At 62.6% G+C, this 15,696-nt stretch carries 23 protein-coding genes and 1 tRNA gene; 2 read left to right on the top strand and 22 right to left on the bottom strand.

The window, feature by feature from the left end; genetic code table 11:
• Positions 1–430: 430 nt before the first annotated feature.
• The 21 genes from C4F17_RS07170 to C4F17_RS07075 all read right to left on the bottom strand — a co-directional run bounded on the left by C4F17_RS07170 (position 431) and on the right by C4F17_RS07075 (position 13,794).
• A complete protein-coding gene (locus C4F17_RS07170) occupies positions 431–859 on the bottom strand; it encodes a hypothetical protein (protein ID WP_106934768.1) in 429 nt (142 codons plus the stop codon).
• The gene (locus tag C4F17_RS07165; RefSeq protein ID WP_106934767.1) at positions 856–1,110 is read right to left on the bottom strand and encodes a DUF7220 family protein; all 255 of its coding nucleotides are present in this window, start codon (positions 1,108–1,110) and stop codon (positions 856–858) included. Before C4F17_RS07165 ends, C4F17_RS07170 begins: the two co-directional genes overlap by 4 nt.
• The gene (locus C4F17_RS07160) at positions 1,107–1,490 is read right to left on the bottom strand and encodes a dATP/dGTP diphosphohydrolase domain-containing protein (RefSeq protein WP_106934766.1); all 384 of its coding nucleotides are present in this window, start codon (positions 1,488–1,490) and stop codon (positions 1,107–1,109) included. The genes C4F17_RS07165 and C4F17_RS07160 overlap by 4 nt, the downstream gene beginning before the upstream one ends.
• Entirely contained in the window at positions 1,483–1,704 is a 222-nt protein-coding gene (locus C4F17_RS32690; RefSeq protein ID WP_159053611.1) for a hypothetical protein, read from the bottom strand. The genes C4F17_RS07160 and C4F17_RS32690 overlap by 8 nt, the downstream gene beginning before the upstream one ends.
• Positions 1,686–2,522, bottom strand: a complete 837-nt coding sequence (locus C4F17_RS07155) for an exonuclease (RefSeq protein WP_106937469.1) — start codon at positions 2,520–2,522, stop codon at positions 1,686–1,688. Before C4F17_RS07155 ends, C4F17_RS32690 begins: the two co-directional genes overlap by 19 nt.
• Positions 2,523–2,648: 126 nt before the next feature.
• Entirely contained in the window at positions 2,649–2,858 is a 210-nt protein-coding gene (locus C4F17_RS07150) for a hypothetical protein (RefSeq protein ID WP_106934765.1), read from the bottom strand.
• Positions 2,858–4,732 (bottom strand): DNA polymerase, encoded by a 1,875-nt coding sequence (locus C4F17_RS07145; protein WP_199851924.1) that lies wholly within the window; start codon positions 4,730–4,732, stop codon positions 2,858–2,860. The genes C4F17_RS07150 and C4F17_RS07145 overlap by 1 nt, the downstream gene beginning before the upstream one ends.
• Complete coding sequence (locus C4F17_RS07140) at positions 4,729–5,130, bottom strand: GNAT family N-acetyltransferase (protein WP_106934763.1); 402 nt, start codon at positions 5,128–5,130, stop codon at positions 4,729–4,731. Before C4F17_RS07140 ends, C4F17_RS07145 begins: the two co-directional genes overlap by 4 nt.
• Positions 5,127–5,480: a helix-turn-helix domain-containing protein gene (locus C4F17_RS07135; protein ID WP_159053610.1), complete on the bottom strand. Its 354-nt coding sequence runs from the start codon at positions 5,478–5,480 to the stop codon at positions 5,127–5,129. The genes C4F17_RS07140 and C4F17_RS07135 overlap by 4 nt, the downstream gene beginning before the upstream one ends.
• Before the next feature lie 19 nt (positions 5,481–5,499).
• Positions 5,500–6,951, bottom strand: a complete 1,452-nt coding sequence (locus C4F17_RS07130) for a toprim domain-containing protein (RefSeq protein ID WP_199851923.1) — start codon at positions 6,949–6,951, stop codon at positions 5,500–5,502.
• Positions 6,952–7,218: 267 nt separating this feature from the next.
• Complete coding sequence (locus C4F17_RS07125; protein ID WP_106934760.1) at positions 7,219–7,542, bottom strand: hypothetical protein; 324 nt, start codon at positions 7,540–7,542, stop codon at positions 7,219–7,221.
• Positions 7,542–7,775, bottom strand: coding sequence for a hypothetical protein (locus C4F17_RS07120; protein ID WP_106934759.1), 234 nt, complete (start codon positions 7,773–7,775; stop codon positions 7,542–7,544). Before C4F17_RS07120 ends, C4F17_RS07125 begins: the two co-directional genes overlap by 1 nt.
• A gap of 262 nt (positions 7,776–8,037) precedes the next feature.
• Positions 8,038–8,358 (bottom strand): hypothetical protein, encoded by a 321-nt coding sequence (locus C4F17_RS07115; protein WP_106934758.1) that lies wholly within the window; start codon positions 8,356–8,358, stop codon positions 8,038–8,040.
• Positions 8,355–8,534 carry a hypothetical protein gene (locus tag C4F17_RS07110; protein WP_106934757.1) on the bottom strand — a complete coding sequence of 60 codons (180 nt, stop codon included), beginning with the start codon at positions 8,532–8,534 and terminating at the stop codon, positions 8,355–8,357. Before C4F17_RS07110 ends, C4F17_RS07115 begins: the two co-directional genes overlap by 4 nt.
• Positions 8,531–8,971 carry an N-acetylmuramoyl-L-alanine amidase gene (locus tag C4F17_RS07105; protein ID WP_106934756.1) on the bottom strand — a complete coding sequence of 147 codons (441 nt, stop codon included), beginning with the start codon at positions 8,969–8,971 and terminating at the stop codon, positions 8,531–8,533. Before C4F17_RS07105 ends, C4F17_RS07110 begins: the two co-directional genes overlap by 4 nt.
• 3 nt (positions 8,972–8,974) lie before the next feature.
• Positions 8,975–9,391: a hypothetical protein gene (locus C4F17_RS07100; RefSeq protein WP_106934755.1), complete on the bottom strand. Its 417-nt coding sequence runs from the start codon at positions 9,389–9,391 to the stop codon at positions 8,975–8,977.
• On the bottom strand, positions 9,369–10,073 hold the full coding sequence (locus C4F17_RS07095; protein ID WP_106934754.1) for a DUF2815 family protein: 705 nt from the start codon (positions 10,071–10,073) through the stop codon (positions 9,369–9,371). The genes C4F17_RS07100 and C4F17_RS07095 overlap by 23 nt, the downstream gene beginning before the upstream one ends.
• Before the next feature lie 173 nt (positions 10,074–10,246).
• Positions 10,247–10,594, bottom strand: a complete 348-nt coding sequence (locus C4F17_RS07090; RefSeq protein WP_106934753.1) for a hypothetical protein — start codon at positions 10,592–10,594, stop codon at positions 10,247–10,249.
• Positions 10,591–10,791 (bottom strand): hypothetical protein, encoded by a 201-nt coding sequence (locus C4F17_RS07085; RefSeq protein WP_106934752.1) that lies wholly within the window; start codon positions 10,789–10,791, stop codon positions 10,591–10,593. Before C4F17_RS07085 ends, C4F17_RS07090 begins: the two co-directional genes overlap by 4 nt.
• Before the next feature lie 10 nt (positions 10,792–10,801).
• Positions 10,802–11,116 carry a hypothetical protein gene (locus C4F17_RS07080; RefSeq protein ID WP_106934751.1) on the bottom strand — a complete coding sequence of 105 codons (315 nt, stop codon included), beginning with the start codon at positions 11,114–11,116 and terminating at the stop codon, positions 10,802–10,804.
• Positions 11,117–11,226: 110 nt separating this feature from the next.
• Complete coding sequence (locus C4F17_RS07075) at positions 11,227–13,794, bottom strand: DNA-directed RNA polymerase (protein WP_106934750.1); 2,568 nt, start codon at positions 13,792–13,794, stop codon at positions 11,227–11,229.
• Between the two features lie 253 nt (positions 13,795–14,047).
• Between C4F17_RS07075 and C4F17_RS07070 the strand changes: the two genes are divergently transcribed.
• A tRNA-Leu gene (locus C4F17_RS07070) sits at positions 14,048–14,135 on the top strand.
• Positions 14,136–14,237: 102 nt separating this feature from the next.
• The gene (locus C4F17_RS07065; RefSeq protein ID WP_081270877.1) at positions 14,238–14,879 is read left to right on the top strand and encodes a DUF6806 family protein; all 642 of its coding nucleotides are present in this window, start codon (positions 14,238–14,240) and stop codon (positions 14,877–14,879) included.
• A gap of 13 nt (positions 14,880–14,892) precedes the next feature.
• On the opposite strand, the gene C4F17_RS07060 is transcribed toward C4F17_RS07065, so the two are convergent.
• Positions 14,893–15,678, bottom strand: coding sequence for a hypothetical protein (locus C4F17_RS07060; protein WP_081270876.1), 786 nt, complete (start codon positions 15,676–15,678; stop codon positions 14,893–14,895).
• Positions 15,679–15,696: the final 18 nt, after the last annotated feature.

Below are 15,696 nucleotides of genomic sequence, written 5' to 3'. Positions count from 1 at the left end.
GTCCTTAGGTGGGAATGTTCAGGCCAGAGAGGCCAGTGACCGAGGCGGAGCCTTCGGGGATCATCAGGCCAGAGCGGCCGGACTTCTTGGGTTTTGCGCCAGCCGTTTCCACCACAGCGGGTTTCACGGCCTCGGCAGGGAGGGGCACCGCAGCGGCGGGGGTCTGCGCCGGCGGTGGCTTGGAGCTACACAAGGGGCTAGCTTCCTTTGAGGACGGTTTTGTTTTGGAGGTCGAACTGGCGCCGGAGATATCGGACCACTGCGAGTTCGCCTTGCTTGAAGCGCAGAGCCTCAAGGCTGGGCGTTACGTCAGGGTCAGGCATCGTGTCCGGCCATCGCTTCTCCAGTTCGTTCATCAGTTCCGCGCTGATCGGCGGGAACCGTTTGGCGTTGGCGGACGTAGCGTTCACCTAATGAGTGGGTTATTCCCTTAGCGGCCCATCGTGCGTTCTGCGGGCTTGCAAGCGGCCACCATCCAGTCTTCGAGGGTGTCGTCCGTAGCTTTTGCCGTGCCCTCGGCTACCGAGTAGACGGTGCTGACGAAGAACTTGATGAGACCCCACACGGTGCCGATGGCGAGGCCCGGAACAACCAACAGGAAGAACACCGAGAGGACAACCAGCCACGATGCGGTCACCTTCACACTGTTCACGAGGCTCCGCCCGTACTTGCTCATGTCACGCTTGAACCCGTGGCGGAAGCCTTGCCAGCAGGCCGCAAGGCGTTCCTTGAATGGAACCGGAAGACCCTTGAGGACACCGTAGGCGGTGACGGCGTTCTGTGCCGAGAGGTACAGCGAGATGAGGGGGTAGATGGCGAACACCGCGAGGGCAACGGAGAGGATGATGGCGAGGGTCATTTGGGGTCCTTGAGGGAGGCGAGACGGGCAGCGGCGCGGACGATGTACTGGTTGAACCAGCGGCGAATCGCGTAGCTGCGCACCACGGAGATGGCCGTGTAGATGAGGCCGATGAGGAAGTTGTCGTGAAGGGTCAGCGAGGTGAAGCCGAATAACGGAAGCACGATCAGATTGGCGGCGAAGTTGATGCCGAACCCGATGAGCACATTGATGACGGCTTCAGCCAGTGACCCGAGGCGGGTCTGGCTCATTTCTTGAACCTGTCGTCCATGTCCTTGTGCTCCTCGATGTAGGCACGGAGGAACAGCAGGCAACATTGCGCGTGGTCGATATGGGACTCGCCCGATTCGGGGTCGATGTCCTCCCCGCTCATCCAGGCGTCGAGGTGGCGGATGGCTGCGTTGTAGGGCTGGGTCCAGGGCATGCCCTTACGCCAGTTGTGCGGGTCGTACTTGCGTGCGCCGAACATGAGGACCCGCACCATGCCGTGCAGGTACTTAAAGGGCAGGAGCGCCCACATCAGCTTGTCGTGGTCAGCCTTGACGGCAGCGCCGGGCTTGTTGAAGCCGCCGTGCTGTTCGATGTGGGGGCGTGGAACGGAGCCCGTGGGAACGCCGTAGCCTTCACTCATCGACAGCCTCCGCGACCAGCAGCAGAAGGTGCGCAGCATCCTCGGGCGTTGCGATCCCGGAGTTGTCACTGCTCAGCAGTTGTTCGAAGTAGTTCACCTCTCGGAACTCGGCTTCGTCCGTCATGTCGGTGCTCCACCAATTCGGGGTGCCGTGCACGATGCATCGAGCAGCAGCCAGGCGGAGACGCTCCGGCATCAGCATGGGGGTTGCCATAGCTTCACTTTCCTTTTGTTGTAGTCGTAGTCCGTGTGTCGGCAGATGCGAGCGACACGGGCCTGGGTCAGGGCGACCTCTTCGGAGAGACCCTTGGAGGCGTAGAGGGACACCACACCGGCCCACAGGTTGTCGGTCGGCTCTTTGCGGTAGCGGGTCTCGGAGGTGCCTTTGCGGGGGCCGGACTTCATGACGTGCTCGTAGGGCACCAGAAGGTGCGGTTCGTTGCACATCTCATCGGCATCCTTGGGGCCGGAGCCAGGACAGCCCGCGTAGCCATCCGTGGTGTCACCCGTGATGGTCTGGTGCATGTGCCACCAGTCGGCCTCTTCCTCGTTGATGTCAAAGAAGCGCCCCTTGCCGAAGTCGTAGTGGCGACCCGGAAGGGTCTTCATGTCCTTGTCGATGGTGCAGGCGATCTTGTCGCCCTTGATGAGCGTCGGGTGTGTCAGCAGGATGCCGAGCACGTCATCGCCTTCGAGGCCGGGGCGCATGTACGCCTTGCCCGCGTACTCTCTCTGCACCCACTCCCACAGGTGGCGCCGGAGGAGTGGCCTGCGGGTTCCCTTGCGGTTGCCCTTGTAGGTAGGCAGGATGTCGAGCCGCCAGTTGCGGTCGAGGTCCGTCAGAGGGATCACGAAGTCGGTGGCCCCTACGGTGTCCACGAGGGACTCGATGGCGAACCTGAGGGCGTGTTGACCGTCCGCCTCGTTGGCGTTGTAGGTCCACGTTCCGTCATCCCAGCGGTGCTCGTGTTCCACCTGAAGGGCTGACTGGTAGATCAGCACGTCCGCATCAATGATGGCGGTCAGGCTCATTCCAGCTTCTCCCATTGGCGTACCGCTTCGCGGGCGATGGCGTTTGTTTCGCCCACGGCCGAGTGGGCGTTCCACCCGCGTTCGAGAAGCGCCGAGAACACCGCGCCGTAGACCCTTGCGTATCCCTCAAAGGAGACCGTGCGCGATGAGTTGGTTTTGTCCGGGAGGGGTGATGCGCCAGAGTCGGCCATACAGTTCCTTTCCTTCCTTGGTTGTAATGAGGCCCTGGGATGCGAGGGCGGCGAGTTGCTCTGCCCACTGGCGGGCGAAGTCGGACTGCACCGTCCGGGGCGCCAGGTAGAGCGCATAGAGGGTGTCGAGCGTTTGCTGGTCCATCAGTGCGTCTCCGCCCAGGTCTTGCCCACCTTGGCTTCACCCGCAAGGGGACACCTGAGGTTGAAAGACTCGCCAGCCTTGGCGACCATGAGCGGCGCCAGTTCGGCCACGATTGCGGCGACTTCCTCGTTGCGGCATGCGATCTGCACTTCGTCGTGGACCCATGCGCAGAAGCAGTAATCCCCGCCCCAGCCATGCTTGAGGCCGCGTGCTTGCAGCGCCTCTTCGAGGAAGATGAGCCACTGCTTGCATATGAGCGCACCCGCCGACTGGAGCAACGAGTTGAGCGCCGCGTGCGCCGAGCGGATCGGGATGTGCCGTCCGTCCAGGCCGACGATGTAGCCGCGCTTTGCCGCTGCCGCTACGGCGTCCTTCAGGTACTTGAGGGCCGGAGTCTTCGCAAGGAAGTTGGCCTTCAACTTCTTGCCGTGGGCGGCGGTGCCCTTGACGATTTTTCCTATCTTCTCGTCGCCAGCTCCGTAGAGGTAGGCGTAGATGAAGGTCTTGGCGTCGTCGCGGGTTGGCAGGCCCGCAGCCTTTTGGTTCAGGCTGTGTACGTCTCCTTCGAGGAGGACCTTGACGTAGGCGCCGCCGTCATAGCGGGCCATGAAGTGGGCGAGACACCGCAGCTCCAGGCCGGAGGCGTCAGCTCCGACAAGCAACCATCCCTCAGGCACCCCGAACAAGGCCCGGCAGTCCTTGCCATAAGGAGACTTGGAAGCGGGCGTTTGGGCGACGTTGGGGTAAGCGTGCGTGGCCCGCCCAGTAACCGCGCCGTTTGTGTTGACCGAGCCATGAATGCGTCCGTTCTTAACGAGCTTGAGCCATGCGTTGTCTCCATCGCCCACCATGCCGATCCGCTTCTGGATCATTAGGTATTCGAGGAGGTCCTTGATCGGCGGATAGGGCAGGCCGTCGATGGTGTCTTCGTCCACCTTGGGTTTTCCCCCATCGGTGAACACGGTCGGCTCCCACCCGAACAAGGTCATCAGCCGTTCGGCGATGTGGTCGCGCGAGCCGGGGTTGAACACCATGTCCTTGTATTTGCGGATGGGCACGCCCTTCACGTAGCCGAGGGTCTTGTTGTTCACCTTTGGGATGAACTCCCCCATGTCCTTCTTCCAGGGCGGGAACCACTCCTTCAGGCGGGCTTCGATTTCCGTGCGCTTCTTGATGAGGAGCAGGTAGAGGGCGCGGCCAGCGGCTTCGTTGAAGGTGAAGCCGTTGCGCTCCTGCTGGGCGATCAGCCAGGCCGTCTTGTGCTCGATGTCGCGGGCACGCTCCGGGGCGCAGTTGGTCTTCTCCAACTTGCGCTCGATGGTCTCCAGCAGCCGCACGGTGACAGCCACGTCTTGCTCGCAGTAGTCGAGCATCTCGGGAGTGAACTTCTCCCAAGCGTCCTCTTGCTCGCCATACTCGCCCTTGAGGAGACCCAAGCGGTAGCCCCATGCCTTCAGCGAGTGGGAACCCCACAGCTTTCCAGGGAGGCGCCCCGACTTGAGGAGCTTCTTGTCGTCCTCCTTGATGTCAGGCCAGACCAGGCGCGACAACACGAGGGTGTCCACGAGTTGTTCCTGAGGGATGTCGAAGTCTGCGGCCTCCCACGCCGAACCGACATAGTTCAGCACCAGCTTTCGCATCACGGGGGAGTCGTACTTGATGCCGTTGTGAGCTGCTAGGGTCAGCCCATGTAGGGCCATTTCGCGGAGGTCGAGGTACATCGCGGTGATGTCCTCGGGGGCGTAGCGTTTGCTCTTGCCCGTGCGGCGGTCGTGGATGACGCCACAGTGAATCACCGTGACTTCATCGAGGAGTCCGTTGGTTTCCGTGTCGTACACCGCATCCGCCAATCGGAGATGCATTGGTGGGTTCATTGGAGGGGCTTGCGCCAGTAGCACACGCCATCCACCGGGAACGATGGCTGGTACATGCGGAACCCGCAGGCAATCAGGTTGTTCGCCGATGCGGGGTTGTTGTAGGTGTCGGAGGTGAGGAGGGGGAGGCTGAGTGCGCGAGCGGCTTTCTCGCGTGCTTTGATGAGCTTGAGTTGTCCGCCGCGACCCCGGAATGCCGGGAGGACCCCCGCGCGGGAGAGGTATCCGGTTTCCGGGTCGAGGGACGCGAAGCCCGCCAGTTCAGTGCCCACGTACAGACCCCACCAGCGGTGTTCAGTGGGATCGATAGGGGTGTCCGAGGGCAGGCATTCGATCTGTGCCGCTATCAGCTTGTTGCGCATCCACACCGTGGAGGTGTCGATAACGCTGACCTTCATGCGGCTTCGCGTTCCAGGGCGGTGAGGTCGGGCATCGGGCGGGCCACGTCTGCGGCCACTTGCTTGACCGGCTTGAGGCCCTTGAAGAAGTAGCGGCAGTAGCGCTGGCCCGTGGTCTTGTGGACGCGGATGTCGCTCACGATCACGAAGTGCTTCCGCAGCTCGGAGATGCGCTTCGTCAGGCTCTGCACGCCCAGTTCGATCATGGCCTCGCGCTGCGTCACGCTGCGGTGGACGTTCAGGTGGGCGAAGAGAGAGCGTGCCTGCGGCGTCAGGGCTTCCATCACGGAAACCGAGACCTCGGGGCAGACGAGGGTGGAGACTTTCTTTGCGGGGACTTGCGTGTTCATGAGGTTTCCTTTTTGAGTTTCAGAAGGGGTCCGGCTCGGCCGGGAAGGGTGAGGTGGGGAAAGCCAGATCGGCGGGGAGGAGACGGCCCACATCGCGGTCGTAGGTGAGCCCGAGCGTTGCGCCAGTGGCGCGACCCGTGTTGCGGTCCTTGAGGACCCGGAACGTGGTGGTTTGCTTTACCGCGGGGTCTTCTGCTTGCTGGTTCCGTTCCATGCCAAACATGAAGTTGCTCCAGAAGCCGATAGCTCGTGACCCCTTGAACTGCCGAATGGTCACGCGCCCACCTTCCTCGTGCGGAGGGCCTTGGTCAGGCGTCGTTAGGTGGGACACCAAGTGCAGGATCAGGCCGAGTTCATGCACAACCCCGGCAAGCTCCTTCATGATCTGTTCGAGGCTCCCCTTTTCGTCAGCCGTATCGGCCAGCGCGGTGAGGTGATCAAGGTAGAAGACCTTGATTCCAAGGGCGGTCGCCATGTACCGGATATGCCCCCGAACCACATCCCAATCGGTTTGACCGAAGGAGTCGTAGAGGTGTCCCTTGCCTCGCAGCCATTCAGAGCCTTCATCGAGCTGTGCCTGCGACCATCCGGCACCCGGGATGTGGAACAAGAGTCCCATCTTCTTTCCTGCGATTCGCTTGCCCAGCTCGTCTACAGGCGTTTCCAGGAAGATGAGGCCGACTTGGAGCTTGAGGGTGTCCATGTCGAAGGCGATCTGCTGCGTGAACCAGTCGGTTTTGCCGATGCCAGTACCAGCGCCGAAGGTGTAAATCTCACGGTATCGGCGCCCATATGTGAGTTGGTGCAGGCGCTCGTCCCACCATGGCAGGCCCCATTCCACCGGCTTCTTGATCCGCTCGATTACGTCGTCGAACGACAGCAGACCATCAGGCCGGTAGTCCTTGGCGTTCCACATGGCCTGAACAATCTCGTCCCCTCGGCCAGCCAGGTGAAGCTCGTTTGGGTCCTTCAGGGGTAGCGAGGCGATCTTGGCTTTGCCAACGGGAAGCAGCGCGGCGCATTCCTTCGCGGCCTCGATGCCGGGCTCGTCCATGTCGAACATGAAGATGACCTCCTCGAACGCGGTGAGGTAGTCGAGGTTTCTGGCGATGGCCTTCTTGGCGCCCTGAGCACCGTTCGGGACGGACACCACGGGCCACTTCAGGTTCTGTACCTGGGCGACCGTCATGCAGTCAATCTCGCCCTCGGTCACCACGAGCTTCTTGCCCTTGCTCCACAGGTGGGCGCCGAACAGGGCTACCTCCTTGAAGTCCCCGAGGGTGCTGAACTCCTTGTCGGCGTTGCGCAGCTTCTGAGCTACGAGGTCGCCGTCCTTGTTGCGGTACGGGGCGATCTGCACCGTCTCGCCCTTAAACTGTCCGACCATGTAGCCGAACTTTGCGCAGGTCTCTTCCCGGATGTCTCGCTTGGGAAGTGCCCGCACGTCGCCGGAGATGAGGTTTTCACTCATGCGGGTCTTTCGTTGTTTGGTTGTTGGGGCTTCGCCGTCACCGGGGGTGCGGTGGCTGCAAACGAAGCAGAAGGAGTGGCCGTCCGAATAGAGGGCGTTGCCATCGGAGGAACCACATTTCTCGCATGGCCCCTTCTGGATGCACACGCTGTCTTCGAGGTCACGTTCCATAGACGAAAAAATGCCGAGGCCCCTTGCGAGACCCCGGCGAACCTTGAGGAGAAATGAAACGGCGACCCGGAAGGGGTCACCTAATGGGTGGGGAAATCAGCGTTGAATGGCGAGAAGGGCGTTGATGTCCGTGTGCGGATCGAAGACCCGCTTACCCTTCCACAGGAACATTTCGCGGGCCTCGTGCTCCAGGCTGGTGAGGACCAGCTTGAGGCATGTGCCGACCACAGCGCCCTCGCTCGGCGACTCCAGCAGCCACTTGCGCGTGTACTGCCACACCGGCTCTCCGCCGCGCACCGTGCAGGGCGCCTTGAAGCGGGCGTAGACGGCATACATGCAGTCCTCGATGAACTCCACCGTGAACTCGTAGCCAGGGAAGCTCACGCTATCGAGCGTGCGTTGAACGTCGCTCAGCAGCATCAGGTCACCTTCTTGTCGTTGAACATCACAACCAGCTCGTTGGAGGACCTGTCGATGCGGTGCATGAAGTGAACCCGTGCCACCAAGTTCTCCGAGGCTTCCTTGCACAGGGGCTCGATCAGTTCCTTGGCTACTGCCATCAGGCGCTCCCTCAGGAGCCCTTGAACCTCGGCGTGAAGTCCTCGTGCGATGAGGTCTACGGTCTGGTCGATGGGGGCCTTGAACATTGACATGTGGATTCCTTCGAGCGTGGCTAGGCCGTCCCTAGAATGGGCGGCATGAACAAACAGAAAGTGATGAGGGCGGTTGCCCTCTGGGGCGCCTTGATGGCGTTGGGATGGGTGTCAGCAGCCGAACCGCAGAAGGCGCCGCCGTTGGGGGAACAGTTCACCTCGCAGACCACCGTGAAGCCCACGGATGGCCCGAGTGCAACGCAGTTGGCCTACGAGAACCTAGAGCGGCGGAAGAAGTGCAGCCACTGGGGAACTGACAGCCTTATTCAGGCGTGCGCGGATCGGGCGCAGAAGGCGGAGTTGCAGCAGCGACAGTCTCGTAAACCGTAACGGTCTTCGTTCGGGGCACCACCTCGCAAATGTCCGGGTCGCCATAGTCCCAGTCGGACCAATAGGCGCCGCGCCGGTTCTGCGTGATTTCTACGAAGCGGCCTGTGGGCTCGTGGCGGTAGACCGTCGAGCAGTATTGGTCCTTGCTTTCCTGTTCCCACTCGCCTTCCTGCACCATCGTCAGGTCGTCGTGCCCTTGGTCTTGTGCCTCGTACTCAGCGAGGAGCTTCTTCAGGTCAAGTTCTGCGGTCATTGGGTTTCCTTCGGGGACACCCGGATGACCACTTCCAGTTGAACCGGTGTGCGGTCGTCGCGGGCGACGTTGAGAATGGCTTTGTTGTAGGCCGCTTGGACTGCGGAGAGAGTGTTGCCCTGGCTCACGAACTCGGCGCCGTGGTACTCCACCTCGCGATCAACGATCACGCTCATGCCAGCTTGGCCCACCATGCCTTCGCGTCGAAGCTCGGGCAGTCTTTGGCTACCTTGGGAAAGTCGCGGTGACCCTGCACCGTGGCTTTCGGGTAGTCCTTCGTGAGCTGCTTGACGACTGCCAGGAGCGAGACGAACTGGTCCTGCGTGAAGTTGTTCTCGGCCTTGGCGGTGTTGGCTTCGGTGACTCCGCCGACCATGCAGATGCCCACCGAGGTGGCGTTGAAGTTCTCCACATGGGCACCCACGGCGTCCTGCGGTCGGCCCTTCTCGATGGTGCCGTCCCGCCTGATGACGAAGTGGTAGCCGATGCCATTCCATCCCTTGGCGCGATGCCAGCGGTCGATGTCAGCGGCGCCGATGTCTTGACTCGGCTTCGTGGCCGAGCAGTGAATTGCGATGTAGTCGGTCTTGTCCCGACTCTTAAACGTTGCCATGGGTTACTCGTTGAACCATGCGGCGGGGATCAGCTTGTCGGCGTACTTGAAGCCGTTCTTGATGCACCAGGCGGCATAGGTCGTGGGCGAGCCCTTGTAGAGCTTCGCCTTGGAATTGCTGAAGACGAACCGGATGTCCTTGCTCGGGTGCTGTTCGCGCACGAGGAGGTGCTTCTTGCGGTCGGTCGCGTCGAAGATGCCCTTGGTCTCAACGATGATCCCGTTGGGCAGCTTGAAGTCAGGGGTGTACTTGTGGGGCTCGGCCGGGGTGATGTACGGGATGACTTCTTTTTTGTCCTCGTACACCACCTCGATACCCGCATCCGCAATCTGCTTTGCTACCTTTTCCTCCAGACCGGAGCGGTAGGTCAGCGCATTGCGGCTGCGGGTCGGAGCCTTAGAACTCCTCCGGACCACCATCGGCGGGTGCGCCTGCGTCGTCGCTCGGGGTGCCTTCGCCCTCCGGAGCGCTGTACTCGCTGGCGTCGAAGCCGTCTTCTTCAGCCGCGAAGCCGTAGCCTGCGGCGTCCTTCTGACCACCCGAGACCAGCTTCAGGAGCTGCACGGCCTTGAGGCGGAGGGAGACGCCAGCAGCGCCCGTGCCGGGGATGAAGTAGGCCGATGCTTCCACGGAGACCTTGCCCTCGGAGCCACCCCAGATTTGCGGGGGCTTCGCCAGGGTCACGCCCTTGCTGTCGAAGATGGTGGGCTTCTGCGACCACGGTGAGTTGTCCTTCTTGCGGACACCGCTCGCCTTCATGGCGAACTTGAACAGGACGAAGCCGGTGGGCTCCTCGGTCTCCTTGTCGTACTCGTCGGTGCCGACCTCGTTCCAGGTCATTTCCTTGAGCTTCTTGCGGGTCGCCACGGGCAGCTTCACCCATGCGGCTTCGGCTTCCTCGCGGGCCTGTTCGATGATGGCCTTCAGGGGGCCATTGCGCCACGCCTCGGCGACCGATTCGGGGACGCGGAGGGTGACCTTGTACTCGCCGTCCGGCTTCGGGTACTCCTTGGTGCCGTAGTCGGGCTTGTTGAGAGCCGGGTAGACGAACACACCACGGGGCGAGATGAAGGAGGGGTTGGATTTCTTGTCGTTTGCCATGTGTAGAAAAGCGAACGCCCCCGAAGGCGAACCTTGCGGGGGCGGGAGGGATGGGAGAGGGGGCTAGCGGGGAAACCAGTCGGTGGCTTCGCGCAGCATCTTTGCCAGCGGGTATCCACGGAGGTTCCACTTGACCTCCTGAAAGACTCGCCAGCCAGTGCAACTTGGGCCGTTCATCGCGGCATGTACTCCTTGGGAACCACCACAAGGGGCTTGCCCATGAAGGTCTCGTGCGAGGGGGCGCGGATGACCTCGTAGTCCGAGGGGTTGGTGCGAGGTGTCGTGCGCCGGAACTCGTAGACCTTGTACTTCGCGTCCATGAACTCCCTGGCCTCAGCAGGGTTCGCCACGAAGCGCAAATGGGGCGACTCCAGGGCGTCATAGCTGCGGTCGTCCAGGCGCAGTTCTTTGTATTCCTCATGCGAGACCACCACGTAGTCCACATCGCGACGGTCGTGCTTCGCCTTCAGGATGTCGTTGTAGATGCGGTCGTAAACCGTGACCTTCAGGACTACCTTCATTGCAAACCTCCGAGGTGCTGCGCCTTGAGCGTGGGGAGGTCGTAGCCTTCCTCCATCAGCTCCACGGCGAGGTCGAGCGGGATGCGGTTACCGGCTTCCCACTGGCCGATTGCTCGGTCCAACGGGGAGCGCACCTCGTGGGGCACCGGGAAGGTGGGCGGGTTGTCGATGCTGGGAACGCTGTAGTCGAATGCCATTGCGTTTTCCTCAGGCTGCGTAGGTGGCAACGTCCTGGCCGCGCAGGGTCAGGCGTCGTTCGGCGGCGCGGCGAATCAGCTTGGCGCCCGAAGTGCCATGCGGCAGTCCAGCTTTGCGGCGGGCTTCGCGGTTGCTGTTCGGAGTGCGCAGGCGGTAGACCTTGCTCGGCGCCTCGAAGGGGACCACCTTGGGGCCGCGCAGCACGAGAGGGGGCGTCTCGGGAGCCACCTCCAAGTCGTCCACGATGAGGGCTCCCAGGCCCTTGAAGGCAGTTGCAATGCGGGAGGCGGCGTTGGAGAGGGTCTTGCGGATACCAGCGAACATGAGTTTTCCTGTGAGGTTGAAAGCCCTCGGAAAGAGGGCGGATCAGCAACCCGGTAGGGGTCACCTAATGGGTGGGTTAATCGACGAGATGGTCTCGAAATCGAGAGTATCTAGGCGAAGCAATAGCGGCTCTCTTTCACCAGAGCCACGTCCAAGGTGCCTGTTGCGGGTAGGGGCTTGAGCTTGTCGCGGGCGGCGGGGCTCAGGATCAGGTTGATTTCGTCCCTGAACGCCTCCAGCACGTTGACCTCCGTGTAAATCTCCACGAACGCCTCTCGGACCACCGGGAAGAACACCTCCATGTCAGCCGCGAGGGTGCCGAAGCTGTCGTGGACCATGGCGTAGCTGTGAATCCCGGCCTGGGTCCCACGGGCGACTGTGAGCATCAGGTGGGCGGCGTCACACGAGTGGACGAAGTTGGGGCTGATCGCGCTTGCCATCTTGGTGGTGCTCAGCTCGGGCTTCTCGGTGTACATCGTGGCCCGCACCAGCTTGCCCGCGAGGATGGTGTCCACACGGTTGGCCTTGGTGTCCTTGTACTCCTGCATGACGGGGAACCCCACAGGTGTCGTCCAGCGAACGGGGAGGTTTTCGCTGGCGGCTAAGGATGCGGCTTCCTGTAACCACTTCATGGCGCCCACAGCGGCCACGAGGGTGACCGACACGGCGTTCCAAATGGCCTTCGCCATGAACCCGGCCGCGTTGTAGCCGTCATCGCTGAAGGGAAAGGCGTGGCGGTCCACGGTGCCGTCGTGTGAGGTGGCGTCGTCCATTGCGGGCTTCACGATGTCCTCCATGAGCTGCTGCCGGAACCCGTACTCCTTCGAGCCGTAGGCCAGGGTCATCACCGAGCGCTTCGTGACCTTGCGGGTGACCCCGAACTCCATCCACTGCTTGGCGAACGTCTTGGTTCCCTCGCGGACGTAGGCGCGGCCCTCGTCGGTGTGCGCCAGGGCGTCCTCGGTGCCGTTCGCTGCGGCATCCGCGAGGTACTTCTTGACGATTTCCGCCACGATGGCGTACACGTCCTGCGGCTTGTCGGCCGGGACGAGGTTCACCGCCGCGCCGCCCTTGGGATCACGCAACATGGCGCTGAAATGCTGGATGCCGGAGCACGATCCGTCCATCGCCACCGGGATGCGGGAGACGAACGCCTCCCCCTGTTCGCGGTAGCCCTTCCACTCGTAGCAGAAGGCAAGGAACTGCCACGGGCTGTCGATTTCCACCCCGCCAATCTCTGTGCACCACCCGAGGTGCGCGTGCGGGTCGGTCGCGGAGGCAATGATTTCGTCCTCGTTGTCGAGGACCCACTGAACACGCTCCTCCAGGGAGACCTTGTCGTTGCCCGCGAGGTTGGCGCCTTGGTAGGCGAGCCAGGTTGCGCCGTGTTCCCCGAGCGGCTTTCCATCGGCGAACCGGAGCAGGGCTTTCGTGGTGTCCGAGCCCTGCGGCGAGAGGGTCGTAACGCTGTAGACCCGGCCCCGGAAATCGAACTGGCAGGGGAAGTAGATGCGCTCGAACTCCTTGTAGCGGTTGGCGCAGCCGAGGGTCATATTGATGGCGATCCGGGAGCCCTTGGAACTCATGTTCCGTTGGCGGACCTTCGTAGCCTTGATGCGCCACTCGCGGCGGGCGGCTTCGTTGGTCTCGATGTCCCCCGGCTTGGCTGGCATCTCGATGCCGTCCCGAGGGGGCAGGTTGGCGAGGGTGCTGGATTCGTCCCACAGCTTGTTCATCACGGCGAGGACCTCCGGGTTGATCTGCCAGGCAGTGTTTTGGATGGCGTTGATAGCGGCGAGCGGGACGGTGAGGTCGGCCGACTCCAGCTCCGCCAAGTAGGTTTTGTTCCGCACCTTGACCATGGGCAGGGGCGGGATGTGCGAGGAGAGGTAGCCGCCCCCGTAGGCCCCGGTCCACTCCTTCGGAGGAACCACCATGGGCTCGAAGTGGGGACGCAGTAGGGACGTTGCGGCGTTGCGGCGGTCGATCCACGCTAGGGTGTCCTCGGTGGGCACCACGTAGATGACGGGTTTGTTCTTGCCTTCCTTCTGGTGCTGAGCCTCAACGATGCCGGTGGTGGCGATCAGGATGTCCAGCAGCTTGGCGCCCACTTGGAGGCGCTCGATGCGGGTCCAGGGGGTGTGCTCGGATAACTCCTTGGTGGCTCGGAGGGCGTAGATGCGCTTGTAGTCGTAACCCACCCGCTTCTTGACGCCTTCCATGATCTGCCGGAACTTCTTGGACTCGGCGGCGCGGACGGCCGATAACCGAATCTCGTCCTCGATCAGGCCCCCGATTACCGTGGTCATGTACTGGTAGGTGCGAGGCGCCGTCAGGTTCGAGACCACCCCTCGGAGGGTCAGGAAGGCGACAGTGGCGGGGTCCATCCCGGCCAGCATGCGAACGGCCAGGTGGCGGCGACCTGCCTTGCCCGAGGCGGCTTCGTCCATGAACGCCTTAACGCCCGCTGCCACCGCATCCACACGGTGTGCCATCAGGGTGGCACCGTAGCTGGTCTGATCCTCACGGCCAGCGATCCGGGCATTGTTGGTGTTGCGCAGGAAGGCTTCGGCCCCGCGCTGTGACATGTCTTCTTCGAGCTGCCACTGGCGGGCAACCATCTCGGATTCGAGAGTATCAGGGCGAGCGAAGCCAGCCGGGTTCACGGTCGTGTTCATTTCAGGACTCCAGAAGGAACTCCTAAGGGTTCATAGGGATGAACCTCTATAGGAGGAATAGTTATGAAGAATCTCTAGGGATTCACCTTGAGGGAATCTTTAGGTGTCCCCCTAATGGGTGGGTTAATCGCGGTGCCGGATGTGTCAGGTGGTCTGTGGCACAGGTCCGGGGTGGTCTCTGAGCTGTGTCATTCCGGTGCGATCTGTGCCAAGCAGGTGACACAGGGATGGCAAAATGGGCTGGAAGCGATGTGCCCCGATGGCGAAATTGGTATACGCAAGGGACTTAAAATCCCTCGTCCGACAAGGACTTACCGGTTCGAGACCGGTTCGGGGCACCAGCCAAAAACGACGTTCTCCAGACTTAAAATCCGCCGCTTCCTTAATCGGGGCATACGGGTTCGACCCCCGTTCCGGGTACCACATTTACAAGGGAGCATTCGATGCCTCGCTACAACGCTCCATTTGAGATCCATGTGCACGGCGATGTGCCGTTGCGTGCGGACGTGAGCTTCGACCAGATCCAGGAGGCGCTCAAGCCTCTGTGGAAGTACGCCGGCGCCAAGTCGCTGGCCGACGGCGCCACCAGCACCTACGAAGAAGAGCCGGGCATCCGCTTCGAGCAGAAGGACCACATGCTCCAGATCTGCTGGACCGTGCCGGGCGACGAAGACTTCCGCCAGGCGCTCGACGAGATGTGCATGGGCCTGAACGAGCTGTCGGAGCGCGGCGCGGCCATCGAGGTCACGTTCTACGACACCGACTTCGACGAGGAAGAGGGCGACCCTGAAGAAGAGTCGCGCGACGACTTCCTGATGCTATTCGTGGGCCCGAACCCGGCCGCGATCATGCAGGTACAGCGCGACCTGCTGGTGGAAGACGTCGTGAACCTCATGGAGCGCCACTTCGACGGTGCCGAGCTGGGTGGGGTCGTCTCCGAGATCGATCGCCTCTTCAGCGACCGTTTCGACGCCCTGGTGAACTCTTTGGAGATCGGCAAGCGCCCGCGCGGCACGGGTGGCCCCGGCAGCGGGGGCAGCGGCGGTGGACACGGCGGCGGCCGCCGTCCGCGTCACCTGCACTGAGGCCGGAAAGACTTCAGGGTGCCTGCCGCAGCAGCGACTTCGGTACCTTGAAGCGCTCGCCGTCGTAGCGCAGCGTCACGGTGCTGAACTTCGCGGGCAGCGCCTTCTCCACGCACCCCTGGTCTTCCTCCTGCTGCGCGCGGCTTTGCACCAGCGTGCGCGACAGCTGCAGGTCGGCAAAGCCGTTGCTCGTCGCCTTGCCGACCGACAGCATCGTGCGCAGCTTCTCGAAGTGACCGGTGCAGGTCGAATCCCATCCCCCGTTGTCGTGGTCGAGCTCGACCTCCTGCAGCACCTGGCGGAATTGCTTGCCGTGCTGCACGTACAGGCGCACGGTCTCGCTGGCCAGCGGGCTGCCGGGCGCGCTGGTGCCCCGGTAGCGCACGCGCACGCCGAAGGCGCGGGCGTCTGACGCCAGCACGTAGCGCGAGGTGTCGATGCGGATGTCCTGGATCGACGTGGTGGCGTCTTCGTCAAGCGCCTCGGGCTGCAGGAGCCGGCCGATCACCACGTCGCGCTCGGTGTTGCCGTTGTCGGGCCTTTGGATCAGCAGCAGCTCGAGGTCGAACACCTTGGCGCCGTTGTCGGTGGTCTCGCGGGGCAGCGGCAGCACCACGATGCTGCGCCCCGGAAAGGCTGGCCAGACCTTGCAAGCCGCCAGCCGTTCGTCGAGCGGGCGCTTGGGGTACAGCTTGGCGTGCATGCGTTCGGCCAAACCGCTCTCGCAGGCCGCGTGGCTCAGGCCCGCGGCCAGCAGAAGGCTCAGGAAGAGGGCGGCGCGGCGCATCTGGGAACGCATGGAGATGATGAAGTCCGA

Source organism: Variovorax sp. PMC12, assembly GCF_003019815.1.
GTDB lineage: Bacteria > Pseudomonadota > Gammaproteobacteria > Burkholderiales > Burkholderiaceae_C > Variovorax.
Note: the sequence above shows the minus strand (reverse complement) of the source record. Positions and strands in the feature narration are given on the sequence as shown.